Annotated in this window: 22 protein-coding genes; 2 read left to right on the forward strand and 20 right to left on the reverse strand. The window is 36.5% G+C overall.

Annotated elements, in window-relative coordinates:
* Nucleotides 1-219 precede the first annotated feature (219 nt).
* The gene (locus MKY13_RS14010; RefSeq protein WP_339213408.1) at nucleotides 220-3,177 is read right to left on the reverse strand and encodes an amino acid adenylation domain-containing protein; all 2,958 of its coding nucleotides are present in this window, start codon (nucleotides 3,175-3,177) and stop codon (nucleotides 220-222) included.
* A gap of 113 nt (nucleotides 3,178-3,290) precedes the next feature.
* Entirely contained in the window at nucleotides 3,291-5,036 is a 1,746-nt protein-coding gene (locus tag MKY13_RS14015; RefSeq protein WP_339213410.1) for a HAMP domain-containing methyl-accepting chemotaxis protein, read from the reverse strand.
* 502 nt (nucleotides 5,037-5,538) lie between these two features.
* On the opposite strand from MKY13_RS14015, the gene MKY13_RS14020 reads away from it, so the two are divergent.
* Complete coding sequence (locus tag MKY13_RS14020; protein ID WP_339213412.1) at nucleotides 5,539-7,206, forward strand: sensor domain-containing diguanylate cyclase; 1,668 nt, start codon at nucleotides 5,539-5,541, stop codon at nucleotides 7,204-7,206.
* Nucleotides 7,207-7,257: 51 nt separating this feature from the next.
* On the opposite strand, the gene MKY13_RS14025 is transcribed toward MKY13_RS14020, so the two are convergent.
* Together MKY13_RS14025 and MKY13_RS14030 are read right to left on the reverse strand one after the other, a co-directional pair.
* Complete coding sequence (locus MKY13_RS14025; RefSeq protein ID WP_339213414.1) at nucleotides 7,258-8,346, reverse strand: M42 family metallopeptidase; 1,089 nt, start codon at nucleotides 8,344-8,346, stop codon at nucleotides 7,258-7,260.
* A gap of 90 nt (nucleotides 8,347-8,436) precedes the next feature.
* Nucleotides 8,437-8,919, reverse strand: coding sequence for a dUTP diphosphatase (locus MKY13_RS14030; protein ID WP_191700540.1), 483 nt, complete (start codon nucleotides 8,917-8,919; stop codon nucleotides 8,437-8,439).
* Between the two features lie 90 nt (nucleotides 8,920-9,009).
* Between MKY13_RS14030 and MKY13_RS14035 the strand changes: the two genes are divergently transcribed.
* Nucleotides 9,010-9,390 (forward strand): sigma-w pathway protein ysdB, encoded by a 381-nt coding sequence (locus tag MKY13_RS14035; protein ID WP_339213417.1) that lies wholly within the window; start codon nucleotides 9,010-9,012, stop codon nucleotides 9,388-9,390.
* Between the two features lie 48 nt (nucleotides 9,391-9,438).
* On the opposite strand, the gene MKY13_RS14040 is transcribed toward MKY13_RS14035, so the two are convergent.
* From MKY13_RS14040 to MKY13_RS14115, 16 genes are all read right to left on the reverse strand, one after another.
* A complete protein-coding gene (locus tag MKY13_RS14040; protein ID WP_339213419.1) occupies nucleotides 9,439-10,032 on the reverse strand; it encodes a peroxidase-related enzyme in 594 nt (197 codons plus the stop codon).
* A 205-nt stretch (nucleotides 10,033-10,237) separates the two neighbouring features.
* On the reverse strand, nucleotides 10,238-10,507 hold the full coding sequence (locus tag MKY13_RS14045) for a DUF1294 domain-containing protein (RefSeq protein ID WP_191700543.1): 270 nt from the start codon (nucleotides 10,505-10,507) through the stop codon (nucleotides 10,238-10,240).
* Nucleotides 10,508-10,584: 77 nt separating this feature from the next.
* A complete protein-coding gene (rplT, locus tag MKY13_RS14050) occupies nucleotides 10,585-10,944 on the reverse strand; it encodes a 50S ribosomal protein L20 (protein ID WP_191700544.1) in 360 nt (119 codons plus the stop codon).
* Nucleotides 10,945-11,020: 76 nt separating this feature from the next.
* A complete protein-coding gene (gene rpmI, locus MKY13_RS14055; protein ID WP_036156293.1) occupies nucleotides 11,021-11,221 on the reverse strand; it encodes a 50S ribosomal protein L35 in 201 nt (66 codons plus the stop codon).
* Nucleotides 11,222-11,256: 35 nt separating this feature from the next.
* Nucleotides 11,257-11,760, reverse strand: a complete 504-nt coding sequence (gene infC, locus MKY13_RS14060; RefSeq protein WP_191700545.1) for a translation initiation factor IF-3 — start codon at nucleotides 11,758-11,760, stop codon at nucleotides 11,257-11,259.
* Nucleotides 11,751-11,882 carry a hypothetical protein gene (locus tag MKY13_RS14065; RefSeq protein ID WP_336046680.1) on the reverse strand — a complete coding sequence of 44 codons (132 nt, stop codon included), beginning with the start codon at nucleotides 11,880-11,882 and terminating at the stop codon, nucleotides 11,751-11,753. The genes infC and MKY13_RS14065 overlap by 10 nt, the downstream gene beginning before the upstream one ends.
* A 412-nt stretch (nucleotides 11,883-12,294) precedes the next feature.
* Nucleotides 12,295-14,226, reverse strand: a complete 1,932-nt coding sequence (gene thrS, locus MKY13_RS14070; protein ID WP_339213426.1) for a threonine--tRNA ligase — start codon at nucleotides 14,224-14,226, stop codon at nucleotides 12,295-12,297.
* A 560-nt stretch (nucleotides 14,227-14,786) separates the two neighbouring features.
* On the reverse strand, nucleotides 14,787-15,728 hold the full coding sequence (gene dnaI, locus MKY13_RS14075; protein ID WP_191700671.1) for a primosomal protein DnaI: 942 nt from the start codon (nucleotides 15,726-15,728) through the stop codon (nucleotides 14,787-14,789).
* A 2-nt stretch (nucleotides 15,729-15,730) separates the two neighbouring features.
* Nucleotides 15,731-17,095 (reverse strand): DnaD domain protein, encoded by a 1,365-nt coding sequence (locus MKY13_RS14080; protein WP_339213428.1) that lies wholly within the window; start codon nucleotides 17,093-17,095, stop codon nucleotides 15,731-15,733.
* A 19-nt stretch (nucleotides 17,096-17,114) separates the two neighbouring features.
* Nucleotides 17,115-17,582, reverse strand: coding sequence for a transcriptional regulator NrdR (gene nrdR / locus MKY13_RS14085; protein ID WP_191700548.1), 468 nt, complete (start codon nucleotides 17,580-17,582; stop codon nucleotides 17,115-17,117).
* A 275-nt stretch (nucleotides 17,583-17,857) separates the two neighbouring features.
* Nucleotides 17,858-18,877 (reverse strand): glyceraldehyde-3-phosphate dehydrogenase, encoded by a 1,020-nt coding sequence (locus tag MKY13_RS14090; protein WP_339213430.1) that lies wholly within the window; start codon nucleotides 18,875-18,877, stop codon nucleotides 17,858-17,860.
* Between the two features lie 183 nt (nucleotides 18,878-19,060).
* Nucleotides 19,061-19,657 (reverse strand): dephospho-CoA kinase, encoded by a 597-nt coding sequence (coaE, locus tag MKY13_RS14095; protein ID WP_318245213.1) that lies wholly within the window; start codon nucleotides 19,655-19,657, stop codon nucleotides 19,061-19,063.
* Nucleotides 19,658-19,669: 12 nt separating this feature from the next.
* Entirely contained in the window at nucleotides 19,670-20,542 is an 873-nt protein-coding gene (mutM, locus tag MKY13_RS14100; protein ID WP_191700550.1) for a bifunctional DNA-formamidopyrimidine glycosylase/DNA-(apurinic or apyrimidinic site) lyase, read from the reverse strand.
* 12 nt (nucleotides 20,543-20,554) lie between these two features.
* Nucleotides 20,555-23,185, reverse strand: a complete 2,631-nt coding sequence (polA, locus tag MKY13_RS14105) for a DNA polymerase I (protein ID WP_191700551.1) — start codon at nucleotides 23,183-23,185, stop codon at nucleotides 20,555-20,557.
* Nucleotides 23,186-23,719: 534 nt separating this feature from the next.
* Nucleotides 23,720-25,402: a methyl-accepting chemotaxis protein gene (locus MKY13_RS14110; protein WP_191700552.1), complete on the reverse strand. Its 1,683-nt coding sequence runs from the start codon at nucleotides 25,400-25,402 to the stop codon at nucleotides 23,720-23,722.
* A gap of 56 nt (nucleotides 25,403-25,458) precedes the next feature.
* Nucleotides 25,459-26,625 carry an ATP-grasp domain-containing protein gene (locus MKY13_RS14115; RefSeq protein ID WP_191700553.1) on the reverse strand — a complete coding sequence of 389 codons (1,167 nt, stop codon included), beginning with the start codon at nucleotides 26,623-26,625 and terminating at the stop codon, nucleotides 25,459-25,461.
* Between the last annotated feature and the right edge of the window lie 201 nt (nucleotides 26,626-26,826).

Genomic DNA, 26,826 nt, shown 5'->3' on the forward strand with positions numbered 1-26,826 from the left:
TTCCATTCCGGGACGCTTTCCGCGGGCACGGCCTGAGCCTGTAGTCTCAGGCGTCGGTGCTCCTGCGGTTACTCGTCGCAAAATAAATTTTGCTGTTCCCGCAGGAGTCGCCCTCCATTCCAATCAATTTTATAAATTATAAAATATCCGTTTTATAATAAGTGTCTTTTCCTTATCCAATGAAATTTCTATATCTGTCCCAGCCCCACCCCATGTTTTTTATGCGTATACAGCTAGTTTAATAAACTGCTGCTCTGAAGCATACTGAATTAATTTACCGATATACTCTTTTTCTATTTTAGGTAAATGCTGAATTTTAAGCAGCTTCATCGTTTGTTGACTATCAAACACTGCGTTTGTATCACTAGCACCGTCGCCATCCAATTGTGCAACAGCTAGGTTTTTAATTTCCTCACTCATACTATCACTTAAAATATAATCTTCATAAAATGCTGTTTCGACCATTTCAATTGATAAATCAAGCTCATTTAATATCGAAACGAATTGTGCAAACGGTATCGGATCTGGGTGACAAACATGGTATACACGTACTGTATGCTCGGCTGTCAATGCTGATTTCACTACTACATCCGCCGCAAAGTCAATTGGTGTGAAATCCACCATCCACTGAACATTTGGCGCTTTATTTACTAAAATCATGAGCTTTAGCATTCGATAAAATGCATTTTCATCAATATTGCTTTGGAAATGTCCATCACTATAACGACCTGCTAAGTTACCCATTCTATATACGAATACTTGCTTCCCTACTTTTGCCTGGTCCAAAATCCATTTTTCAGCCTTCATTTTCGTATCTGTATAAACACTATCCAACTGTAAATCTTCAGGGATGTTCGACATATCTTTTACGCTATTCCATTTTCCCTCTGTTAATAAATCCTGGACAACCCCTACAGTTGAAATATGGTGGAAAGTGATGTCTGCGTTTATATTTACCAGCTCGAATATATTTTTAGTCCCTTGTACATTTACTTTTTCAAAATGTTCCCGGTTTCCAAAGTGTCTCACATCTGCTGCAGAATGGATAATGGCGTCTATGTTGTTGGCCAGTTCTGTAAAGTCTTCTTTCGATAACCCTAAAAATTTTTTAGTTAAGTCCCCGCTAATAACTGTAATAAGCGGATTCGTATTACAGTTGAAGTATTTTTGCATTGTTTCACTTACTCGTTGCTCCGCATTCTCGCCGCGCACAAGTAAAAATACTTCTTTGCCTTCTTCCAGCAATTTTTGAGCAATATGACTACCTAAAAACCCGGTAGCTCCGGTTACCAATATTTTATTAACTTCTCGTACTTGTTCTTTAATGGGCATTACTGGCCATTCCGTTAAATTTGTAAACTCACCATTAAATTGGATGTCTTGATTCAGTGATGTATTGATAACTTTTTCAGCTAAATTTTCAACCGTTTTTAAATCGAAGAAGTCCTTTATCGTCAAGGCAGGATATGTTTGCTTTACATGCGCTAAAATCTCAATAACCTTTAAAGAATGTCCACCAATATCAAATAAATTATCCTTCACACTAACAGCATCAATTTTCAGTACTTTTTTCCAAACATCGATAAGATCTTTCTCTATCTCATTGCGCGGTGCAATGATTTCCCGTGAACCCACTAACGACACGCGATCCGCTTCCATTTTTTCTAGTGCTTTTCGATCTACTTTGCCCGTTGGTGCAAAAGGAATATCCTCCAGTTGTTTCAATTTAGTAGGGAGCATATAGCTCGGTAAATCTGTCTTTAATGTTTCTATAATTGCTGTGTGCTCAATACGTTCATTTGAAGTGAAAAAGGCTTTTAATATTTGATCATCGCCTTCTTTTTCGACAACTACAACTGCATTATTCACTCCATCAACTTCATTCATCTTTGTTTCAATCTCTGCTATTTCAATACGATGGCCACGGATCTTCACTTGAGTATCCTTCCTTGAAACAAACTCAATGTTGCCATCAGCCAATTGCTTCACAAGATCCCCAGTTTTATAAACAATGCCTTCATAAATATTGGCATCGAAAGGATTTGGGATAAATACTTCTTTTGTCTTTTCTTCATTATGTAAATAACCTAAGGAAATTCCTATGGAAGCTACCCATAGCTCTCCAATTTCATTTTCCTTACATTGTTTTCCGTCCTCATTGACTATATATACTTTATTTCCTGGTAATTGTTTTCCGATTGGTACACTATATACATCATTCAAAAGACCTTTCGGCACTTCATACGCTGTAGCCATGACCGTAATTTCAGTAGGACCATATAAGTTAAAGAATCTTATTTGATCACCAACAAATGATTTGAATTTTCTTGCCAAGTCGCCTGTTAGTAATTCCCCGCCAACACCGACTAATTTAACAGAAGCAAATAAATCCGAATTTTCTTCTGTTAAATGATTCACAATTCGATTAAAGAAAACAGTCGGCAATACCGGAATAATAGTAATCCCTTCACTTTTTACTACGTTCAGGAAGTTGCTTTCAGACATACGCTCTTCATCATCTATTAAATACAGCATAGAACCTGTTAATAATGATAAAAATGTATCTAATACAGATGCATCAAAGCTATATGTGGCGAATTGCAATATTTTATCTTGGTCATTTACTTGCCAATCTTTTTGCATATAATCTACTAAATTCATTATTCCCTTTTGGCGAATTAATGTTCCTTTAGGCTTTCCAGTTGTACCTGATGTGAAAATCGTATAACACGGATCTTCTACATTATCATTTATATTCAAAGTTAAATTAACTGCCTTATTAGCATAAATATTTTCCAATTGCAAAATATTCATAGAAGGATCAAGCTGTAAGGAATCTAGATTTTGCTCTGCACCTGTATTTGTAATTATGAATGAAGTATTAATATCATCAATAATATAGCTGTTACGCTCATTTGGATGTGATGGATCTAAAGATACATACACACCACCAGCTTTAATAATGCCTAATAAAGAAATGACCGTATCGATGCTTCTTTTTAAATAGATTGCTACAAATCCACCCTTTTCAAGACCATTATCTATTAAATAACTAGCTACTTTATTTGATTCATTGTTCAGCTCAGTAAACGTTAATTGACGATTTCTCTCCTTTAAAGCAATTGCATCTCCTTGCTTTAAAACGATTTCATTCAATTTATGTAAAATAGTATTCATTCCTAAACAACCTCTCGTAAAAAATCTATTTAATATTCAACTGTTTAAACTAACTGAGGAGGCATTTAAAATTCAAATGCCTCCTCTGAAATTTATTATGCGATTAAATCCTTTTAATTTTTAATCGTACTTACAACTTCTTCTAATTTCTCGGAAGTAATTTTTAGATTTTCAGACATATTTCGGATATTGCCTAACGTTCCACGCTGGTTTTCGACATTTGTAGCAATACCTTCATAACCATCTACAATTTCACTTGCATTTGTAGATAATGTAATAATCATTGCTGTAGATTCTTCTACACCGGCCGAAATCTCTTCTGTAGCCAAAGATACCGATTGCAATTTATCTGTTATCTCTTTGTTGAATTCATAAATCTTGTTGAAAATTTCGTTTGTATGCTGAGTAGAGGCTTTTCCTCCGTCTACGCCTATTTTTATGCTCTCCATAAACTTTTGTGCTTCTTTAACCGCTTCTCGTACACGCCCAATTAGCTCTTGAATACCTTCTGTTGATTGAGCTGATTGCTCAGACAGTTTTTTGACTTCCTGTGCAACGACGGCAAACCCTTTTCCATGTTCTCCAGCACGTGCTGCTTCGATACTTGCATTTAGCGCCAATAAATTAGTCGCATCCGAAATATCTGTAATGATTTGCAGAAACTTCCCAATCTCATCAGATAAATTTACTAAAGTTCCAATATTTTGATTTGAATTTTCTACATTCTCTACAATGGATTCCATTTGATTCGTTACATTTGCTATTGCTTTGCTGCCGTCATTCGAATGTGAAGTTACGTCTTCAGCATATTTGTATACATCTGTTATATCTACCGCGATTTGTTGGACTTGGCTAGACATCTCTTCCATCGATAATGCTGCCTCTTCAATTGAAGTTTCCTGCCCTTTTAAATTCGTTTTCATGTTTGTAACTGCACCAGTAATTGAATCAAATGTATTAAATGTTGATGTAAAGGCATTCTCGAGTTGGATGGAATCTTCTTTTACTTTACCTGCAGATTCATTCACACCATTTACAATATTACTTAATGAGGCAATCATCTCATTGAATCGTGCATTTACAGTGCCTAATTCATCTCTTCCTTCGGGTAATTTAACCGTTAAATCACCTTTACTTGCTTTATTAATCCCTGCCAATAAATATGTTAGAGGTTTTAGTTGCGATTTAATAATGAAGTACTGAACAATAATCGCTATGACTAATAATATTGCCAAAATGATTGATGACCACATTAATAGTCCCATTTGACCTTCGCCAACACTTGAAGCATCTACATCAATGGCATAATAAGCAATGAGATCGTTTTGGGCATTAAAAATTGGATACATAAACGTTACCCATGTACCATAGTCATCTTTATAAATCTCTGTAAATTGAGGTTCACCCGTCTCCTTTAATGCTTTTAATCCATCAACTACAATGGCTGGCTGTTCGTATAAAGTACCTGGTTGTAGACCTTCCTCTTTAAACATCTCCCAAATCGTATCATCAAATGAAATTAATGAAGTTTCATTACTATTATCCCCTGATAATTCGACTCCATAAATATAGCCTTGTGCTACTACAGGATTATATTCACTCATTTTGTTGAACATATCTGTATATTTTTTATGTATAGGACTTTGAATATTTTTTTCCTGAATTAATTGTTCCACTTCATTGCCATCAAGCTTTTCATACCAAGATTCCGAAATTTCCTGGGTTTGTTCACTTAATTGATCTTTTAATAAATATCCTTGTACAAAATAACTTAGACCAATAAGAACTGTTCCTACACATAAAATGGTTATGATTGTAACTAATATGTTTTTTGTGAAAAATGTTAGATTTCGAAACATTATTTTCCCTTCCTTTATAAATTATTATTTTTATTAATTCTACCGCCAAATAAATTGACAATAAAATCATGTAATTCCATTAATCTCAGTTATAAACTATACCATTGAAACTAATTCACTACGAGTGAATATAGTCCCTTTGTAATGTTTTTGGATTTTTAAAAAAACTATAAAAACAATATAAAATACCTATAAATTTTGATTCTCAACTAAATTTTATAAAAAAGTCCAAAAATTTGGTGCAATATAAATGGTTATTTATAATTAATTGTGGGTATATACAAATTAGTATTTTAGTAGGCAAAAAGGATTTATATTTTTATATCAAATTACTCATAATTGCGAATATTGAATCAATAGAATAAGGCATATCGAGTTCACTCGCTTACATACTCCCTTCTATTACTAATATTTAGAAGCTTTTATGAGGGACAATTTAACAAAATTAATCAAATATCTACTAAAAAGATGGAGCATTTTATTGTTAAGGGGCTGTTGCATTATGAATAATTTTTTTGAGGAAGTATTAATGGACGGTATTACTGATATGATTTTTGTATTTAAAGTGATTAATAAGGACGATTTTCAATTTCAGTTTATTAATAAATCCGCGAAGGAACGTATAGGTACATCCAAAGATATTATTGGTTTAAGTCTTAAGGAAGTTGAGAAGCGTTTAGATAAATCAGAATTTTTATATGAACAATTTAGAAAAGTTGTTATAAGTCAGACAAGTTTTACATACGAAGATACTTATGAAATTAATGAAGAACGACAAAAAACGCTCTACTTTGAAACGGTTTTAACACCACTATTAAACAAACATGGTTTAGTCGATCGACTTGTTGCAGTTGTACGGGATATTACAAAAGAAAAAGAAACTCTTTCTTCTGTGAAGGAAATGGCAAGTAATGCTATAGAAAACAATGATCGTTTCCATTCTTTATTTTTTCATAATATAGATGGCATTTTTATTCTAAATAATATGGGGTATATTACAGATGGGAATGAGGCGAGTGAAAAAATTACTGGCTATAAAATCGAGGAAGTAGTCGGGAAATCCTTTAATACACTAGTAGAATTACAGGACATAGAGCTAAAAAGAGTAATAGATGATGCAATTAACGGAACAACTAAAAGCTACAACATAATTATTAAAAATAAAAGTGGAGACTATGTAAATATCATTTATAAAATTGTACCCCTTCTCGTGGATGGTGTAGTCATTGGATTGTACGGCATATTAAAAGACGTAACAGACTTGATGAAAAATAGTGAAAAGTTAGAGGAAAGTGAAAATCGATTTCGAATTATTGCAGAAAACGCCAATGATTTAATAACACTCGTTAATAAGGATGGCAAAATTATTTATGTTTCCCCTTCCTATAAAAATGTATTAGGCTATCAAAGTAACGAATTTCTCGGGAAAGATTTTGTACATAATATTCATCCTACTGATCAGGAACGCATAAAAGATGTAGCTAAGAAATCCATACAATCAGGGGAAGCCTTCACTATTGAATTTAAACAGAAAAATGCGAATGAAGAAATGCTCTGGTGCGAATCCATTGGGAAACCAGTTTTTAATCATAAAAATGAGTTGCAGCATTTAGTTATTCTTACAAGAGATATTACATTAAGAAAAGAGTACGAATCAAAACTTAAATATTTTGCTTATCACGACGCTTTAACGGAACTTCCGAATCGTATTCTATTCAATAAACGATTCGCATCAGCTAAAAAACAGTTTTCAAACAAAAACAATAGTTTAGCAATAGTTATTTTAGACATAGATCATTTTAAAGTAATTAATGATACTTACGGCCATGATATAGGCGATGCAGTTATTAAGGAGTTTGGGGCTCGAATCCAACAATCTATTAGAAGTCATGATACTGTGGCAAGAATGGGTGGTGATGAATTTGTTATTCTTTTACCCAACATACAGAATATCGAAAATGCCGTTGAAATTGCGAAAAGAATTAAAATTAAAATGCAGCAACCATGGAAAATCAAAGGACAAAAATTAACGGTTACTACAAGTATGGGAATTGCAATGGCGAAATTTTCTCAAAAAATCACTAAATCCGAGTTAATTAAAAACGCAGATATTGCATTATACGAAGCGAAAAATAGTGGTAGGGATAACTATAAGTTATATATAAAATAAAAAAATTGGTGTATTCAGGAAAAGTTAAACCCTTCCTGAATACACCCTCTTTTACTCAAACGTAATTTTATTTACTGTCTCACGGTCTAATCGCTTGATTACTTCTACGATTAGTTTTACGGCATTATCATAGTCATCACGATGTAAAATACCTGCATGTGAGTGAATATAGCGTGTAGCAACACCGATTGCTAATGATGGAACACCGTTTGCTGTAATATGGATACTTCCCGCATCCGTGCCTCCGCCTGCCATTGCTTCGAATTGATATGGAATGCCAGCTTCTTCTGCCACGTCAAGTACAAATTCGCGTAAACCTGTATGAGAAACCATTGATGCATCAAATACAACAATTTGTGGACCTTCACCCATTCTTGAAGTAGATTCTTTTGATGTTACACCTGGTGTATCTCCAGCAACACCTACATCTACTGAAAAACCGATATCCGGTTGTACTTTAAATGTTGATGTTTTTGCACCGCGTAAGCCTATTTCTTCTTGCACATTCCCTACACCGTAAACGATGTTTGGATGATTTTCGTCTTTTAATGCTTTTAAAACATCGATTGCAATGGCACAGCCAATACGGTTGTCCCATGCTTTAGCTAAAAGATGCTTCTCATTTTTCATTACATGGAATTCGAAGTACGGTGTGATCATATCACCAGGACGCACTCCCCACTCCATCGCTTCTTCTTTGGAAGTAGCTCCGATATCAACGAACATTGACTTAATATCCACTACTTTGTTGCGGACATCTGCCGGTAAAATATGTGGTGGTTTTGAACCGATAACCCCAATAATTTCTTCCCCTTTACGTGTTGTAATTGTAACACGTTGAGCAAGCATAACTTGACTCCACCAGCCGCCCACTGTTTGGAAAAATACAAATCCTTTGTCATCAATGCGAGTTACCATAAAACCAACTTCATCTAAGTGGCCAGCAACCATAATTTTTGGACCATTTTCATCGCCCACTTTTTTTGCAATTAAGCTACCTAAGTTATCAGTTTCTATTTCATCTGCAAATGGCTCAATATACTTTTTCATTACTTCACGTGGAGCGCGTTCATTTCCCGGAATTCCGTTTGCATCTGTTAAATCTTTAAACATTTGTAATGTAGCATCTAGCTTTGTCATGTGGATATCCCCCTAATAGTTACTCTTACCTATTATAGCGCCAATATTTCGAAATGTGAAATAGTTTATTGCTGACTAATTAAAACTGTTTTAATAGCCATTACGTTGACGTTCATAGTTTTTTTCATTTTTTAGTTTATATGCCTCTATAATATCCTCTACCGTGAAACCTAAATTGTAGGCAATTAAGCTATACTGCGTCCAAATGTCTTTATAGTTTTCCTCTGTTTGATGCTGCAAGAAGGTAAGAACAGTTTGTGTTGCCGTAATAAAACACTTTGTTAAATCCGCTTTCTCCATTACAACAGGCCACTCATCCAGTTTAAAATCACGCATATACCCAAGTGATAGCATGAAATGAATGGAGTCTACAAACTCCTCCAAAATGACATTTCGCTCAGACGGACCTTTTGTGGACCAGAATTTAAAACAGCGCGTCTCATTTGCCAACTCTCCAAGCTCAACCAATAGCGCCAGTCCTTTTTCATCAAAAACGTCATGTTGTATATTTTGTGTTTCTTCAATATAGCGGTCAAGCTGCTTCTGCATTTCAAATAATTGACTAAATTCCATAATAAAATCCCTCTTTTGCTAAAAATATTGAAACTTTTTCTACTACTTAATCGTATAGCAGAGAAACACCGCTAGCAAGGAGGAAGTTTTATGGCTATATTATTACGGTTTGCCATTATCCTTCTCATCATTTACATATTTTACAAAGGGGTACGCTATTTAACTGACCCGAAGCGTAAATTAGATGAGGCCTATGAAAATGGACACTATTATTTTTATGATGATGTAAAGAACATTCGGAAAAATTTTTTCATTACGTATAAAGGAGCATTATTTGAAGGTGAAAAATATTTAGGTACGACTGAAAATGCATTTGATGTCGTCAGCATTTTCGTCTTCGTCCATGATTCGATGAAACTTCAAGGCTTCACGAAAGAGGATTTTTTATATTTAGAAAAAGAAATTTTAATGAATTATCCTAACGCGAAAATTAACTGGAAAAACCCAATTGAACAATTAATGCAAGGTTGAATACTTTGAACGAATCAGGGTGCTACATTAAACTGTAGCACCCATTTGTTATCGATTATGTCCGTAATGACCTTCATTTGCAATTACACCTATTGTACTTACCCAGCGGTTTGTATAATTGAAGAAGCCTACTGTAAATGCCGCTTCTAAAACTTCATGATCATTAAATCCAGCTTCACGCAATAAATCTACTTCTTTTGTAGTAATTTCATTCGGATAACGTGTAGTACGGTATGCATAATCACATAATGCTCGCTGCTTATCCGTCAGTTTTGCAGAACGATAATTATATGTAAGCTGGTCTACCCAACCTGGATTTTTTGTCAGCCCTCGCAATATATCGCTATGCGTTGTTAAGCAGTAGCTGCAATTGTTTGTTGAAGACACAACAAGTCCAATCATTTCTTTATCTGCTGTTGATAAATAGCATGTTTCTTCATTAAACAAGGAATATTTAAAGTCTAAAAACCCTTTATATTGCGCAGCATTTAAAGGAAGCACTTTAAATAAGTTATTCACGAAGCCATTTTGCTCTAATTGCTTTTCTACATGACCATCAAAAATTTCCTGTAGCTCCTGTGGAATTTCCTTTTCATTAGGCACTTGTAAATGCGACAGCTGTTCATTGTATTTGCTCATCATTTATTCCCATTTCCCCTAATTACTGATGACTGTATGAAATTTGTAGAGACTATCAAAAAAAATCCCCCTAAAAATAGTTTTCTGAATATATTATAAATTATAGCTATTTATAATACAAACCAATTATGTAGGAATAATGAGAAACAATAAATGCCCCATAACAAAAAACACACTAAGGAAAATAATACTTCCTTAATGTGTTTAATTAAATACTACTATATAGCTGAACTATTAGAAAAATATGTACTGCTGCCATTAATGGAAAGCCGAATGCAAATGCATTGTGCTTTGTTTTGTGCCGGAATAAATACATTCCTAACACACCACCGCATGCTCCACCTAATAATCCAAGCGTCAGCAATGTTTTTTCTGAAATGCGCCATTCCTGTTTCTTTGCACGTTCTTTATCAATATACATATAAATGCACAAAATGAGTGAAACGACTACTAAATATGAAAGTGCTGCCAATGCCATAAACAAATTCCCCCTCAATTTGAAAAAGACTGATAAGGAAAATTCCCTACCAGTCTAATTATAAAAGTAAGTGCTAATTATTTAGCGACTGCTTTTTTAGCTGCGTCAGCTAATTGAGTGAATGCTGCGCTATCAGTTACAGCTAAGTCAGCTAACATTTTACGGTTAACTTCGATACCTGCTACTTTTAAGCCGTGCATTAAACGAGAGTAAGATAAACCGTTCATGCGAGCAGCTGCGTTGATACGAGTGATCCATAATTTACGGAAATTACGTTTCTTTTGACGACGGTCACGGTATGCATATTGACCTGATTTCATTACTGCTTGGTTAGCTACTTTGTATAATGTATGTTTTGAACCGTAGTAACCTTTAGCTAATTTTAAAACTTTTTTGCGACGAGCGCGTGTTACTGTTCCGCCTTTAACGCGTGGCATAGTAATTACCTCCTGCTAATTCTTTCGAATGTAGTTGTTTTTTAGTTTTTTTAATAATCTTTAAAACGGTCAAAGATTACTTCATGTAAGTTAATAATGTACGGATACGTTTGAAATCGCCTGAAGATGCAACTTTCGCTTTACGTAAGTGACGTTTTGCTTTAGTTGATTTGTTAGCGAATAAGTGAGAGCCATAAGCACGGTCAAATTTTAATTTACCAGTACCTGTTTTTTTGAAACGTTTCGCAGCTCCACGGTGAGTTTTCATTTTTGGCATGTCGATTTCCTCCTAAACTTGTTTATACATAAGTATTATTTCTCATTCTTTGGTTGAAGAACTAAGAACATGCTTCGGCCTTCCATCTTCGGTTTTTGTTCAACCGTAGATACTTCAGCACACGCTTCGGCAAAGCGATCTAACACACGTTGACCGATTTCTTTGTGTGTAATTGCACGACCTTTAAAGCGAATTGATGCTTTAACTTTGTCACCTTTTTCAAGGAACTTAATCGCGTTACGTAATTTCGTTTGAAAATCATGTTCATCGATCGTCGGGCTCAAGCGAACCTCTTTCATAACGATTACTTTAGAATTTTTACGAATTTCACGGTCTTTCTTTTGCTGATCAAACTTAAATTTACCATAGTCCATAACACGAGCGACTGGTGGTTTGGCTTGAGGGGCTACAAGGACAAGATCCAAGTTAGCACGAGCAGCAATCTCCATCGCTTCTGTACGCGTTTTTAGACCTAGTTGATCACCGTTGTGGTCGATTAGACGAAGTTCGCGTGCGCGAATGCCTTCGTTTACATACATGTCTTTGCTAATATTAATCCACCTCCAAATGTTTGTCGGAATACATGAGTTGGTGTAAAGTATAACCCGGTCGAACGGTACACCTCTGCGTTATGTCCATATGTACTTTTTGTTTTATTCAAACAAAAAGGACGGACATTTGAGATGTCCGCCCGCTATATGTGCATACGCAGTCCTGCGCAAAACAATTCAACGTGTCTAATACCTGCTCGTAACTTATAAAAGCACTTAATCAGGTGAGAAGCGGGCAGCCTCTACTTGCAAACTTTTGTATTCATAACTTAAACAATCTTATCATGCTTTAAAAATAACGTCAAGCTTTTTAGTACGCTTTATAATATAATCTTTTAAGTTTAAAAAGTTTTTTAATTTTCAATGTTTCTTCTTCGATATCGATGTTGTGAAAAAATCATAATCCTCTTTGAAAAATCGGACTGAGTCTATTGATAATCTCAAGGCACAAAAATAAAGCAGTTCAAATTTACTCATAGTAAAATTTGAACTGCTTTTATTATGGAGTTCTAAGTTGCTATCTTATTTTTTTATTTCTTCAGTAATATCTGCAAGGAATTGGTCAAAGCTGATTGTCTCAGAATCCTTCGAACCGTAGCGACGAATATTTACTGAATTATCTTCTACTTCCTTATCTCCAAGTACGAGCATATAAGGAATCTTCTTCATTTGAGATTCACGGATTTTGTAGCCTAATTTCTCTTCTCGATCATCCATTTCAACACGTACGCCAGCAGCTGCTAGTTTTTCCTGAACTTCACGAGCGTAGTCATAATGTACGCTGTTTGATACAGGAATAATTGTTGCCTGAACTGGTGCTAACCAAGTTGGGAATGCCCCTTTGTACTCTTCAATTAAGAATGCTACAAAACGTTCCATTGTCGATACAACACCACGGTGAATAACTACTGGACGTTGTGGCTGACCGTCTTCACCAATGTAAGAAAGGTCGAAGCGTTGTGGCAATAAGAAGTCAAGTTGTGCAGTTGATAAAGTTTCCTCTTTACCAATTGCTGTTTTTACTTGAACGTCTAATTTCGGACCATAGAAGGCGGCTTCATCTTCTGCGATGAAGTAATCATAACCTAGCTCATCCATTGCCTCTTTTAACATTGCTTGTGCAGTTTCCCACATTTGATCGTCATCAAAATACTTCTCTGTGTTGTTCGGATCCCGGTATGAAAGACGGAATGAAAAATCTTTCAATTCGAAGTCTTTGTATACTTCAAGGATTAATTCAACTACTTTTTTAAATTCAGCTTTAATTTGATCCGGGCGTACGAAAATGTGCGCATCGTTTAAAGTCATTCCTCGTACACGTTGTAAACCAGATACGGCACCTGACATTTCGTAACGGTGCATTGTACCAAGTTCCGCGATACGGATTGGTAAGTGACGGTAAGAGTGCAGACCGTTTTTGAATACCATCATATGGTGAGGACAGTTCATCGGACGTAAAACAAGTGTTTCATTGTCCATTTCCATTGGCGGGAACATGCCGTCTTGATAGTGCTCCCAGTGTCCTGATGTTTCATATAACTTTTTCGAGCCAAGCACTGGTGTATATACGTGCTTGTAGCCTAAAGATAATTCTTTGTCTACGATGTAGCGTTCAATAGTTCTGCGGATTGTCGCACCGTTTGGTAACCATAACGGTAGACCTTGCCCTACTGTTTGAGAAGTCATGAATAAATCTAATTCTTTACCAATTTTACGGTGATCACGCTCTTTTGCCTCTTCAAGCATTTGCAGGTGATGTTTCAACTCGTCTTTTGTGAAGAATGCAGTACCGTAAATACGTTGTAACATTTTGTTGTCTGAGTTACCTCGCCAGTAAGCACCAGCTAATGATAATAGTTTGAACTCTTTTAATTTGCCTGTAGATGGTACGTGTACACCACGGCAAAGGTCAAAGAAATCGCCTTGGTAGTAGATTGATACTTGATCATCTGCTGGAATTGCTTCAAGTAATTCTAATTTATACTCGTCGCCAACTTCTTCGTAAATTTTTTGTGCTTCATCACGAGAAACATTTTTGCGCTCGATTTCGATGTTTTCAGAAATGATTTTTTTCATTTCTTTTTCGATTGCTGGTAAATCTTCAGCAGTAATCGGAGTTGGTGAATCGATATCATAGTAGAAGCCAGAATCAATTACTGGACCAATACCTAATTTTGCATCTGGGTATAGACGTTTTACTGCTTGCGCTGTTAAGTGAGCAGTTGAGTGACGAAGGATTTCTAACGCTTCATCTGATTTGTTAGTAATGATTTCGATTGCACCATCTTGTTCAATTCCTGTTTTTGCATCGATAAGTGTACCGTTGATTTTACCGGCTAATGTTGATTTTTTTAGACCTGGGCTAATAGAGCCTGCAACGTCTAATGTAGATGTTCCTTTGGCAAATTCCTTTACTGCGCCATCCGGGAAAGTTAATTTGATCATTTCTGACATGTTATTGTCCTCCTTATAAGGTTTTCATTTAATTGAGAGTAGCAAAGTGTCGTCATCCTAATCCGTTGATTTCCGTTTCGGGCGGACGCTTTCCGCGGGCGTGGCCTGAGCCTGTAGTCTCAGGCGTCACGCTTTCCCCGCTGGAGTCGCCGCCCTACACTACAATCAACTAATCTATAGTTATAAATTAATTTGCTCCCCATATTTTTTATCAGTCAAAATATTTGCATATTAAGGCAAAATAAAAAGCACCGTCCCTATAAAAGGGACGATGCTGTATGCTCGTGGTGCCACCCTTCTTCCTTCTTCGTCAATACGAATTAGAAGCTCTCGGTCAGTTAACGTACTGAGAAACGTTGACGGATTGGCCCCGTCACTGCTCGAAGGTAGTAAAGTGAAACGCTTGTGCTAGGAAGCTTGCAGCCGTGGCTCCCCTCTCTATAAGCTAGTTCGTTAAACTTGTTGTCCTTTTCAATGCATTTTTTGTTTAATTACGTACAAAGTATACGCTCGATTTATAACAATTGCAACTGGTAAAAAGTAAATTTTCTTGTTATTTTTTATTCTCGGCGATTGACTCCATCCATCGCAACCGGAATTGTCACAGCTTTAATTCGTTCCATAATACGAGCAGCCTTTACGACTTCGATATCACCACGTTGTGATTGCGCTAAATGATGCTCCAGCCCTTTATAATCAAAGTTCGATGTAATAAATGTCGGTAATTCTTCACTCATTCGGTAATGTAGAATCGTCCCGAGTATTTCATCACGTGTCCATGCCGACATCGTCTCTGCACCGATATCATCCAACATTAATACAGGCGCCTTTTTGACATAGTCTATTTTTTCATTCAAAGTATTGTCGCTAATCGCATTTTTCATTTCTCGTAAAAACTCAGGAACAAATACGACAACTGTTCTTACCTTTAGTGTTGCAAGCTCATTTGCAATCGCTCCAAGTACAAAGGATTTTCCTACACCGAATTTACCGTACAAGTAAAATCCTTTTTTCGGTAATTCTCCCGTTCGCTTATAAGTCGCGACAAATTCAGCTGCTTGTTCTGCAATACTAAGTCGGGAATGATTGTCGATTGCCAAATCTTTTAATGTTGCCTTTAATACATCTTTTGGCATATGCATGCTCGAAATCATATTGGCTACATCACGTCGTTCATCTTCGCGAAGCTTTTGCTCACAAGGAACATACGTAATATCAATGACATTATGCGTTATAAATAATTTTGGAAGATAACCTTGCAATAAATTTGTACATTGTCCTGTATGTCCATTTCCGCAACATCCTGTTGACTGTGAAATAAATTCGTATAATTTAGGTAAACTAATTTCAACCATTTCTTTCGTCACTTGCTGTTCATGTTCACGTAAAAACTGTTGAACTTTCGGATGTTCGATCGTCTCTCTGCGCATCGCTTCAAAACGTTCTTCAAAAGAGGGCATTTTTTTCTTAATTTGATTTAATTGATTATTAATCGGTTCTATTGTTATTCACCTGCCCTATCAAGCTTTTGTAATATTTTTAGGCGCTCCTGTTCGAAATCCACTGTACTGTCTTTTTCTGGTTGCTGCTGCTCATTGCGCTTGTAAAACCAGTCAGGAACTTGTTCATCTCGTCCACTTTTACGATTGTACGAAGGCTTCTTTTGGGAAGTAGCCGGTTGTTTGACCACTGAACTTTCCTGTTTCCATTTCGTATATTTATCGCGTTCTTCACGTGCTAAATCCATCGCCTCTTTAGCCGTCTTCAATTGCTTACGATTCCAGTGATCTGCAATTTTTTCTACATAGCTTTTCGGTAATTTCATATCTGTCGATAACATGACATATTCGAGCAGTACATTAGCTACTCCTATAGGCATGCTATACTTTACAACTAAATCTTCTGCAAGTTGAATTGAGGAAGGAATTGGTTCTTTTCCATTATTGATATCACGCAACACTTGAACCGGTGGCGTTGTTTCCAAATAATGCAGAAGTTCTTGTTCCTTCGTTAAGTTTTCCGCGTGTAAAGTATCATTATTTTTGCCCTCGAATACTTTTGTCATGACCGGGGCTTCTGTAGAAACGGTCAATTTATAATAATCTGCTGCACAACGTTTTAAACGATCGGTCGTTAGTTTATTTTGCTCGTCCAATGCTTGTATTACCACTTTTTGCATTTGCAATGGTGTGAGATGATACAAAAAGGCAAGCTTTGCAATTGTTTCCTTTGCTTTCACAGTTAATGCTGCACTCGGTATTAACTGCTCAGATAAGCCAGCCTGCAGTAGCTTAAAATCAAATTGCTCAAAATAAAATGGATAATCAATTTGCTTCGGTGTCATTGTTTCCAACTCATCCTGAGGCAGATTTTGATTAATCGGACGGTACACATCCATAAATGTACGTGTAACCTCTTCATACTGTTCTTTATTTGGCTGAGTCAAAAAGCGCTGACGTAATTTTCGATAAGCCCCCTCGCCAATTTTACTAAATAAGAACATCGATAAAAGCGGATCTTTAAAAAAGCTCGGTGCATCGAGTGGTCTTACTAATTCATATATAAAATGCCGTTCATTAGCAGTATCCTTTCGCCAAGTACGCATTAAACCAATCGCTTCTAATGCAATTCGCGCTTCAAAAATCTTCTTTAAAGGCATCGACAATACATGCATCAAATAATAATGATTATATTGCTGAGGTGTATGATTTTCAGCTTCCGCCCATAGCGTTAAAAATAAACTTATCGGCTCCGGTCCTGTTAGGGGCTGATAAAATAGCGTTAATAATTGACGTTCATTTGTAGATAAGGCGTGAGGGAGCGTTATTTCAAAATGATCTGTTGGCTGTATTTCTTTAAAGTGAACCATTTTGTCCCCCTCCTAAAACTTATTTGTCACTTGACTGACGTGTCATAATTTCTTTTAGTTCCTCGATAAATACAGTAATATCCTTAAATTGTCGATAAACGGATGCAAATCGTACATATGCCACTTCATCAACTGTTGCAAGGCGATCCATTACCATTTCACCCACATCTTCCGAGCGTACTTCTGCATTGCCAAGTCGACGTAATTCCTTTTCAATTGATAATACAATCTCTTCCAATTGATCTAAAGCAACCGGTCGTTTCTCACATGCCCGTATTAGTCCTCGCAATACCTTTTCACGGCTGAATTCTTCACGCGAGCCACCTTTTTTCACAACGATTAAAGGTGTTTCTTCTATTTTTTCAAATGTCGTAAAACGGAAAGCACACGATTCACATTCACGACGTCTTCGAATTTCTTTATTATCATCAACAGGTCTTGAATCTACAACACGTGTACCGTTGTATTGACAAGCTGGACATCTCATATTTTATTTCTCCTAAATGTTAGTTTATCTATATTATAACAAAAACAACGCGCGTGAAATAGTTCTTCATGCGCGTCGAAATTTTCCAAAAGGAAAGTGATTCAATTATATAGTGCCCTATCGATTCACACAATAGAAAATGCCTTTTGTAAAAATAAATATTCTACAAAAGGCAATAGTTTAGTTATATCCCGGCACTATATATGCCGAAAGAATCACTTACCGAATTTCCAATCAAGACTTTTCATTCTTTTTACTCGTAAAAAGAAATTAAATTATGCATTCACCGCTACTAATTCTTTGGCGATTTTATTTGCTAAGTCTACTACACGTGCAGAATAACCCCATTCGTTATCATACCAAGCAATTACTTTTACTTTACGGTCGCCTAAAACGATTGTTGTTAATCCATCAACTGTAGAAGAATATGTTGTTGTATTGTAGTCTGAAGATACTAATGGCTCCATTGAGAAGTTTAAAATACCGTTCATTTTGCCTTCAGCAGCTGCTTTAAATGCAGCATTTACTTCTTCTACTGTTACATCTTTTTCTAAATCTACAACTAAGTCCACTAATGATACGTTTGGTGTTGGTACACGTAAGGCCATACCGTGAATTTTGCCATCTAACTCTGGCAACACTAAGCGTAAAGCTTTAGCTGCACCAGTTGAAGTTGGAATAATTGACGATGCACAGTTACGAGCACGACGTAAATCTTTATGTGGGTTATCAATGTTATTTTGATCATTAGTATAAGCGTGTACAGTTGTCATTAAGCCGTTTACAATACCAAATTCATCATTTAATACTTTTGCTACTGGAGCTAGGCAGTTTGTCGTACAAGAAGCGTTTGAAATGACATCGTGTTTTGATAAATCTAATTTATCATCGTTTACACCTAACACTACTGTAATATCTTCATTTTTACCTGGAGCTGTTAAAATAACTTTTTTCGCGCCAGCTTCTATATGCTTTGCAGCGTTTTCACGGTCATTGAATTTACCAGTAGCTTCAATAACAATATCTACACCCATTTCAGCCCATGGTAATTTTAAAGGATCGCGTTCACTAACTAGCTCAACACGTTTACCGTTTACGATTAATGCACCTTCAACCGCTTCAACAGTACCTGGAAATACACCATGATTTGTGTCATACTTAATTAAATGTGCTAACGTTTCAGATGGGTAACTTGCATTTACTGCTACGATATTAACATCACCGCGCATCATCGCTTGTCGGAATACCATACGACCAATGCGGCCAAAACCATTAATTGCAATAGAAACTGTCATATTATTTAAATCCTCCTAAAAGTACGATTCATTCGTTTTATTTATTCGTTGATTAGTATAACACATATTCTAAAAAGGTGAACATATTTAACACATATAAAAAAAGTTGTTATTTTCAGATAATACATACCCTAAAAATAAATGCCTTAACCCGCTTCAAACAAAAACGGGCAAGGCATTATTTTATTTCAAAACATTCCATTCATATAAAACATTTTGCAATTGAAGGGCAGTATCTTCCAAAGAGCCATTATTATAAATAACTATATCAGCTAGCGCTTCTTTATCTTTTACAGGAATTTGCGTAGCAATACGTGCTTTGGCTTCTTCTTCTGTCAAGCCGTTTCGTTCCATTAAGCGTTCTAGTTGAACATCCTCCCTTACCGAAACTACAATAATCCTTTCAACAAAATGCTCGAGCTTGCTTTCGAATAATAATGGAATATCCATAAATACGTTTTTTTCACCGTATGAAATAAACTCATCACGCTGGCGAATCATTTCTTCACGAATAGCTGGGTGAATGATGGCATTTAGTTGTTGACGCTTCGATTCATCATGGAAAATAAGATTCCCTACTTTTGCGCGGTCCATTGTACCATCTTCAGAAATGACATCCTGTCCAAATACTTCGGCGATTTTCAAAAGCGTTGGACTTCCTGGCTCTACGACTTGTCGTGCAACTTGATCGGCATCAACAATTGGTAAGTTATATGACTGAATCATTTTTGCGACTGTACTTTTTCCACTTGCAATACTTCCTGTTAAACCTATAATCACAGTAATTCCCCTTTACTTTTGACATTGAGGACAATATGTTGACGTCCTTCCCCCGATAACGATGGACTCTGTATTTGCTTCACATATTACACATTGTTTTTTTCCGTACATTTTTAAGCGATGCTGCATCGTACCTGCCCCACCGTTAATACTCCGATAGTCAGATATTGTAGAGCCGCCTGAGTCGATGCTTTCCTGAAGTACATCACAAATCATTTGAAAGAGCTCCATTTTTTTCTCTCTATTTAAGTCACTTGTCACACGGCCAGGATGAATGAATAATTTAAATAAAGCTTCAGTTGCATATATATTCCCGCAGCCTGAGATAACTTGACCGTCCATAATGACTTCTTTAATCGCCTTTTTCGCAAATTTCGGCTTTTCACTTTGCGTTAGGAAAAAATCACATGCGCTTTCATCAAAAGGCTCCGGTGCCATTTTCAGTAAAGGTGGATGGTCTGCTAGTTCTTTTATAAAGCGCAATTCACCAAAACGGCGGATATCAGCATAGACAAGCAATTCTCCGCTTGCCAATGTAAATATCGCATGGATATGCTTACGGAATTTTTCTTCCGTTATCTCCACCACATCATTCACAACAAACCATGCGCCACTCATCCCTAAATGGTTCACTAAAATAAAACGTTCATCATTTTTCTTTAGATGAAAGAATATATATTTTGATCTGCGCTCCAATTTATCGATTTTCATATCGCGTACTAATAGTTCAAATTGAGAAGGCTTTGCGTTTTTTACAATCGCCTGTTTCCCTGCCTCATGCGATGTATAAACGACATCCGATAAAGAGACAGATTCAATCGTCTTCCCTTCTACGATTGGCCGTAAATCACGTACGACCCCTTCTACTTCTGGTAATTCTGGCATAAATGGTACTCCTTATTTCGCATCGTACCATGTAGGACCATATGAAAATTCAACCTTTAACGGCACGCTCAACTTAATTGCATTTTCCATAACTTCAGGTACGATACGTTCTAAAATTTCAATTTCTTCTTTTGGTGCTTCAAAAATAAGCTCATCGTGTACTTGTAACAACAGCTTCGTCTGCAACCCTTCTTGTTCAAGGCGAGCATCCATGTCAATCATTGCTTTTTTAATAATATCCGCTGCACTTCCTTGAATCGGCGTGTTCATCGCCGTACGCTCTGCAAAACTTCTTAAATTGAAGTTCGAGCTTGTGATGTCCGGCAAGTAGCGGCGGCGATTTAAAATCGTTGTAACAAAGCCGGCTTTCTTGGCCTCTTCAATACTTGTATCCATATAGTTTTTTACACCAGGGAAGCTTTGCAAGTAGTTTTCAATGAAAATCCCAGCTTCTTTACGTGTAATATCAAGGCTTTGTGATAAGCCATAATCACTAATCCCGTATACAATACCAAAGTTTACAGCTTTTGCTGTGCGACGCATTAAGCTTGTCACATCATCCGGATTTTCAAGATTAAACACATCCATTGCCGTCCGTGTATGGATATCCATTCCTTGCTGGAATGCCTCTACAAGCGCATCATCACCGCACATATGAGCCAATACGCGCAGCTCAATCTGTGAATAGTCCGCCGCAAACAAAATCCAATCCTTTTTCGACGGAACAAATGCTTTTCGAATTTTACGTCCTTCTTCTAAACGAATCGGGATATTTTGTAAATTCGGGTTTGTTGAGCTTAAACGCCCAGTTGAAGTTAAAGCCTGCTGGAATCGGGTATGCACTTTTGAATCTTCTTTATGCACTTCTTTTATTAAACCTTCAATATATGTTGATTGCAGTTTCGCAAGCGTACGGTACTCAAGAATATGCTTCACAATGTCATGCTCGGACTGTAACTTCTCCAGTACATCGGCTGCTGTTGAATATCCTGTCTTTGTCTTTTTAATGACAGGTAAGCCTAATTTATCAAATAAGATAACACCAAGCTGTTTCGGTGAATTAATATTGAATTTCTCGCCTGCCAGTTCATAAATTGTCGCTTCCATTACTTCGAGCTTTGTCTTCAGTTCATCACCCATTTGACGCAATGTATCGATATTGACTGTTATCCCTTCGCTCTCCATTTTCCCTAAAATATGTGCAAGCGGCAGCTCCAGCTCTTTATATAATTCAAACTGTTCATTTTCTTTAAGTGTTTGCTCTAAAACTGGCTGCAGCTTCCATACTGCTACTGCTTTTCGGCTTACATGTTCTGCTACATGATCTGCCCCCGGAACAATCCACTTTGCCCCTTTTCCGTAAATCGCTTCATTGGATTGTACATCCTGATAACCGAATTCTTTTGCAAGTGTTGCAACATCATCACCAGAAATCGACGGCTTTAAAATGTACGAAGCTAACAATAAATCGAACTCCACACCTTTTAGCTCAATCCCTAAACGATGGAGCATTGCTTGTGTCGCTTTACTGTCTACCATATATTTTTTCTTTGTTTCATCTTGGATCCATGCTTTTAAATCTGCATTATCCACTACATTATCAATCGCTGTATATACCGTGCGTTCCCCGTCTGTCAAGGCTAAACCGAGGGCATTACAGCTATGGTAATGTTCATTTTCCAACTCCAGATGAATTGCCATCGTATCTTTTAACATGTCAGCTTTAATAGACTGTACATTTTCAAATACTAGTTCAGCTTGTTCAGTTTCTACTGCTTCAAAATCGCTCTTTTCGATTAAAGATTTAAACCCAAGCTCTTGCCATACATTAAGAAGTGATTCCTCATCCGGACCTGAATAAGCTAAATCATCCAGTGAAATTGTTAGTGGTGCATCTGTATGAATTGTCGCAAGTTTTTTTGATAAGTGTGCCATTTCTTCATTATCTACCAGCTTTTCCTTCATTTTCGATGCTTTCAATGAATCCATCGCTTCATATAGTTTTTCAATTGTACCGTGTTCCTTCAATAATTTAATCGCTGTCTTTTCACCAACGCCCGGAACTCCCGGAATATTATCCGATTGATCGCCCATAAGCCCTTTCATATCGATAATTTGCTCCGGTGTCAGTCCATACTTTTCTTGAATATGTGCCGGTGTATATTTTTCAATATCGGTAATCCCTTTACGAGTTATATAGACTGTGACATCTTCTGTTGCTAGCTGCGTTAAATCTTTGTCTCCCGAAACAACGATAACTTCTATACCTTGTCCGGCAGCCTGTTTCGCTAGTGTTCCGATAATATCATCTGCTTCGTACATTTCCAGTTCATAGCGTTTAATGTTGTATGCATCAATCAGCTTACGAATATAAGGGAATTGTTCGGAAAGCTCTGGCGGAGTTTTTTGACGTCCACCTTTATATTCACCGAACGATTCATGACGAAAAGTCGTTTTCCCGGCATCGAACGCAACAAGCATTTGTGTCGGATTTTCCTCACCGATAATTTTTTGCAGCATCGTTGTAAATCCGTAAGTAGCATTTGTATGAATCCCACTGTCATTTGTCAGCAGCGGCAATGCAAAAAAAGCACGATAAGCCAATGAGTTTCCATCTAGTAAAAGTAATTTTTGTTTTGTCATGCGCGTTCCTCCATTAATCAATTTCACCTCGGGGTGATTACGCCCGGTTTCGGGTCAGGTTCACAGGATACGGATCAGTCACCCGACACTTTTAACCGGATTTTCTTTTAAACACTCTTTGCCGAATCTGTTGCTCCACCCAGAGGCATTAACTTCTGGCGTGTGTTCAAAACGCACTGTAAGAAGTTAAGTTACGATTGTATGTTCTCCTTCTACTTTAGCGATTATTGCGATGAATTGCCAACATAAACGCAAACTCTTCTGCAATAAAATTCTTATTCGCCACAATTATGCAGGACGCCAAAGTGAATGTCCCTTCCAAGAACTTAACATCAGCAGGCAATACCCTCTATTCGCAATTCATCGCAAACTCCATCTTATAATCCTTATGCAAACAGAAACCTTCCGCAATATGTATTTCCCGCCTAAAAAGAAAAAATCCAGATGAATGCAAAATAGCATAATCTGGATTTTTCCATCATTGAATTAAGTTCATATTAGTTTAGAAGTTATTTATATAACTAAAGAAAATCTTTATAATTTGAAGTGATTAATTTGTCCTTTTAACTTAATAATCATTTCATTCAATTCGTGTGCGATGCTCAACATTTCTTCAGTCGATGCTGTCTGTTCTTCTATTGATGCAGCAATACTTTGAGAATGCTCATTGGTTTCTTCCAATGAGTGAACAGTTATATCCGTTGTTTCAAGTACCCGATTAGAGTCCGTTGCGATTACTTGGAATGCATCTGTTACATTTTGAATTTCATTTTTCATATTATCCACTAATTTAGATATTGTATTAAATGTTTCAACAGCCGAGTAGATCGTCACGCTTTCCTGCTCGATTTTCGTTACAACATTATTAATTGCAACAACAGATTCATTTGAATCTTTTTGCATTTCATTAATCAATGTCGTAATATCACTCGCCGAATTCGCCGATTGTTCTGCCAATGAACGAACTTCATCCGCTACTACTGCGAAACCTTTCCCGTATTCCCCAGCTCTTGCCGCTTCGATTGCCGCATTTAAAGCAAGTAAGTTGATTTGATCTGAAATACTTGAAATAATTTTCGTGATTTGACCAACTTCTAAAGAACGGCTATTCATTTGTTCTGTTTTCATTAATGACATTTTCGCCGTTTCATTAATTGTTTCGATTCCTGCAACAGACTTATGAATAACTTCTATTCCTTGTGTTGCGACAGTATTGGTATCTATCGCCTCCTGTGCCACTAATTTCGTAACATTAGAAATTTCTTCAATTTTGAATGCGATCTGTTCCACTGCCACCCGGTTTTGTACAGCGCCTTCTGTAATTAGCTCAGTGCTAGAAGCAATTTCCTGAATCGCGCCCGATACCTGATTCGATGTAATTGTTAACTGTTCTACCGTCTCTTTTAATATCGAAGAACCTTCCTCAACATGGTCGGATGTGTCGGTTACATGGTAGATAGTCTCTCTCAATTGCGTTTGCATATCCGAGAAGCTAGTTGTTAAACGCCCGATTTCGTCATCACTGTATACTTCCAATTGTTTTGATAAATCACCCTGTGCCACAATTTCAGTGTGGTTTAAAAGCTGATTTAAAGGATTCACAATTTTTTTTGAAACCATAACCGCTATAATTGAGCCTATAATCAATGCAACAAGCAGTGAAGCAACTATAATTATAATTAACAATCTATTCAATTCATCAATAAAATCCGCATCCGCATCCAATCCCAGAACAGAATCCGTCCCAGGAATTTGAAGAAAGGTTGATTGATGTTTACCATAATCATCTTCATAGATCTCGCTCGCCACTGTTTCCGTTGTGGAAAGTGCCGCTGTCTGTTCTTCTGTAAAAGCAAGCGGTGTCAGGTAATCTTCCGAATTCCCCAATACCAGAATAACTTCCTCTCCATCGACTTTACTCATAATATAGGCATTTTCTAAATCAAAATCATTTTGGAAATCGGTTGTGGCTTCCAGTAATTTTTCATATGAAGCCTTGTTTTTCTTAGCATCATTCACTATATCCGCGTCAAAAAGCGTACTGAATTTTTCCATACTCAACAATAAGTTTTGGTTGTGCTGCGGAATGATCTGGTTATTAATTAAGTTGCTGGAAACCAAAAATAGAAGTGAACTAAAAACAACACTTAATAAAATAATTGGAACTAAAATTCCTAATAAAATCTTGGTTTTTACTGAATTATATTTTTTTAACATTTACATTGCTCTTTAAAACAATTATGAAATTGTTTTAACCAAGCTTCCCCCCAAATTTAATTTTTCACATACAACTTTTCTTCTTTTTCTACATATTCCATAAAGTCCAACGATAAGATATGGTCATTTTGTGCCAACGATTCACTGCTAAAGAAAATGACAGCAAACGTTGCACCCTGACCGTACGGAATATGACGATATTCTAAAATATGGTGGAATTGTTTCTGCAATAATTCATGGTGTATCACAAGCCCGTCATCAATCTTTATCTCACCTTCAAACTCGGCACAAGTAAAGCTGTAAATTTTATTGTCCATTGTATTTCTTAAGGTAGCCCAATCCGGTTTTTTCTGTTCGAAGAAATAGTCGTACGAGTTAACCCCATATGCAAAACTTCCCAATTCGGTCGTACCTGCACCAGCAAAGCGTAATGGATTCACTTCAATTGGTACAATTGTTCCTTCATCATCCATGCGCAGTTCTACGTGCAGCGGCATTTTCCGTAAATTGAAGATTTCCCCAAGTCCTTGCAGATACTCGGTAATCGGAGTTAAGTAATTTTGCAGCACTTGCTTGCTCGTATAATAAATACGATCACTCATATCTTTTTCGTCTTTGAACATACGCGCAAATAAATTGAGCACAACCGGATCATTCTTTTCGTCGAAGAAAAGATCGATTGCAAATTCCTGCCCCTCAATATAACTTTCAATGATAAAGGTTTCACTACCCAAAATATCCTTTGAATCGTCTTCACTCGACTGTTCCATCGTTTCTTCCATCTTATCGATTATACTTTGGAATTCTTGTAGATTCTCTACTCTGTAAACCCCAACACTTGAGTATCCGACTGTCGGCTTAAAGATTAACGGATAGGGTAGTGAGGATAGATCAAGTTGCCCTAATTCACCTGAAGTAGTTTCTAAAAAGAAGAAATTAGGATAACTCTCAGCTAAACGCTTTCTGAATGCAAATTTATTTTTAAATAAATTCGCTGTTTTTGTTACATGCGATTCTGCATAATATTCATTTAGAATCTGAATGGCTTCTTCAGAATTCATAATGATTAAATCCTCTTGTTGAAATACTTTCACCAGATTTTGCTCATCTTCTGATTTGTCATTTAGAATCAACTGTTGTTCAATATCTAAAATCTTTACTTTCTTTTCGATCAATGTTTCTGCTAAGAGCGGGGATACATAAGCTGTATCTAATAGAATCAAAACTTTCACTTCCTTATATGTATAGAGCATTAATTAAACAACGCGCATTATTACCTAATTTTTCTGAATATATAAGCATTTATACCCTAAAAAATTATTACAATATATGCAAAAAAGACTACGCTTGTTATATTATACACACTTCTTTAAATTTTTCCATTTTATTTAAATAATCTTGCTATAATAAAAACCGCGTGGAAT

The sequence above is a fragment of the Solibacillus sp. FSL W8-0372 genome, from assembly GCF_037969735.1.
In the GTDB taxonomy this organism is placed as follows: domain Bacteria; phylum Bacillota; class Bacilli; order Bacillales_A; family Planococcaceae; genus Solibacillus; species Solibacillus faecavium.

Coding starts and splice junctions, on each gene's coding strand:
- MKY13_RS14020 (WP_339213412.1), top strand. CDS start 5,539: ATGAATAATTTTTTTGAGGAAGTATTAATGGACGGTATTACTGATATG.
- MKY13_RS14030 (WP_191700540.1), bottom strand. CDS start 8,919: ATGGAATTTAGTCAATTATTTGAAATGCAGAAGCAGCTTGACCGCTAT.
- MKY13_RS14010 (WP_339213408.1), bottom strand. CDS start 3,177: ATGAATACTATTTTACATAAATTGAATGAAATCGTTTTAAAGCAAGGA.
- MKY13_RS14090 (WP_339213430.1), bottom strand. CDS start 18,877: ATGACAGTTTCTATTGCAATTAATGGTTTTGGCCGCATTGGTCGTATG.
- MKY13_RS14045 (WP_191700543.1), bottom strand. CDS start 10,507: ATGGCATTGGCAGCACTTTCATATTTAGTAGTCGTTTCACTCATTTTG.
- rpmI (WP_036156293.1), bottom strand. CDS start 11,221: ATGCCAAAAATGAAAACTCACCGTGGAGCTGCGAAACGTTTCAAAAAA.
- MKY13_RS14080 (WP_339213428.1), bottom strand. CDS start 17,095: ATGGTTCACTTTAAAGAAATACAGCCAACAGATCATTTTGAAATAACG.
- infC (WP_191700545.1), bottom strand. CDS start 11,760: ATGTATGTAAACGAAGGCATTCGCGCACGCGAACTTCGTCTAATCGAC.
- mutM (WP_191700550.1), bottom strand. CDS start 20,542: ATGCCAGAATTACCAGAAGTAGAAGGGGTCGTACGTGATTTACGGCCA.
- rplT (WP_191700544.1), bottom strand. CDS start 10,944: ATGCCACGCGTTAAAGGCGGAACAGTAACACGCGCTCGTCGCAAAAAA.
- nrdR (WP_191700548.1), bottom strand. CDS start 17,582: ATGAGATGTCCAGCTTGTCAATACAACGGTACACGTGTTGTAGATTCA.
- MKY13_RS14035 (WP_339213417.1), top strand. CDS start 9,010: ATGGCTATATTATTACGGTTTGCCATTATCCTTCTCATCATTTACATA.
- MKY13_RS14015 (WP_339213410.1), bottom strand. CDS start 5,036: ATGTTTCGAAATCTAACATTTTTCACAAAAAACATATTAGTTACAATC.
- MKY13_RS14040 (WP_339213419.1), bottom strand. CDS start 10,032: ATGATGAGCAAATACAATGAACAGCTGTCGCATTTACAAGTGCCTAAT.
- thrS (WP_339213426.1), bottom strand. CDS start 14,226: ATGTCAGAAATGATCAAATTAACTTTCCCGGATGGCGCAGTAAAGGAA.
- polA (WP_191700551.1), bottom strand. CDS start 23,185: ATGACAAAACAAAAATTACTTTTACTAGATGGAAACTCATTGGCTTAT.
- MKY13_RS14025 (WP_339213414.1), bottom strand. CDS start 8,346: ATGACAAAGCTAGATGCTACATTACAAATGTTTAAAGATTTAACAGAT.
- MKY13_RS14110 (WP_191700552.1), bottom strand. CDS start 25,402: ATGTTAAAAAAATATAATTCAGTAAAAACCAAGATTTTATTAGGAATT.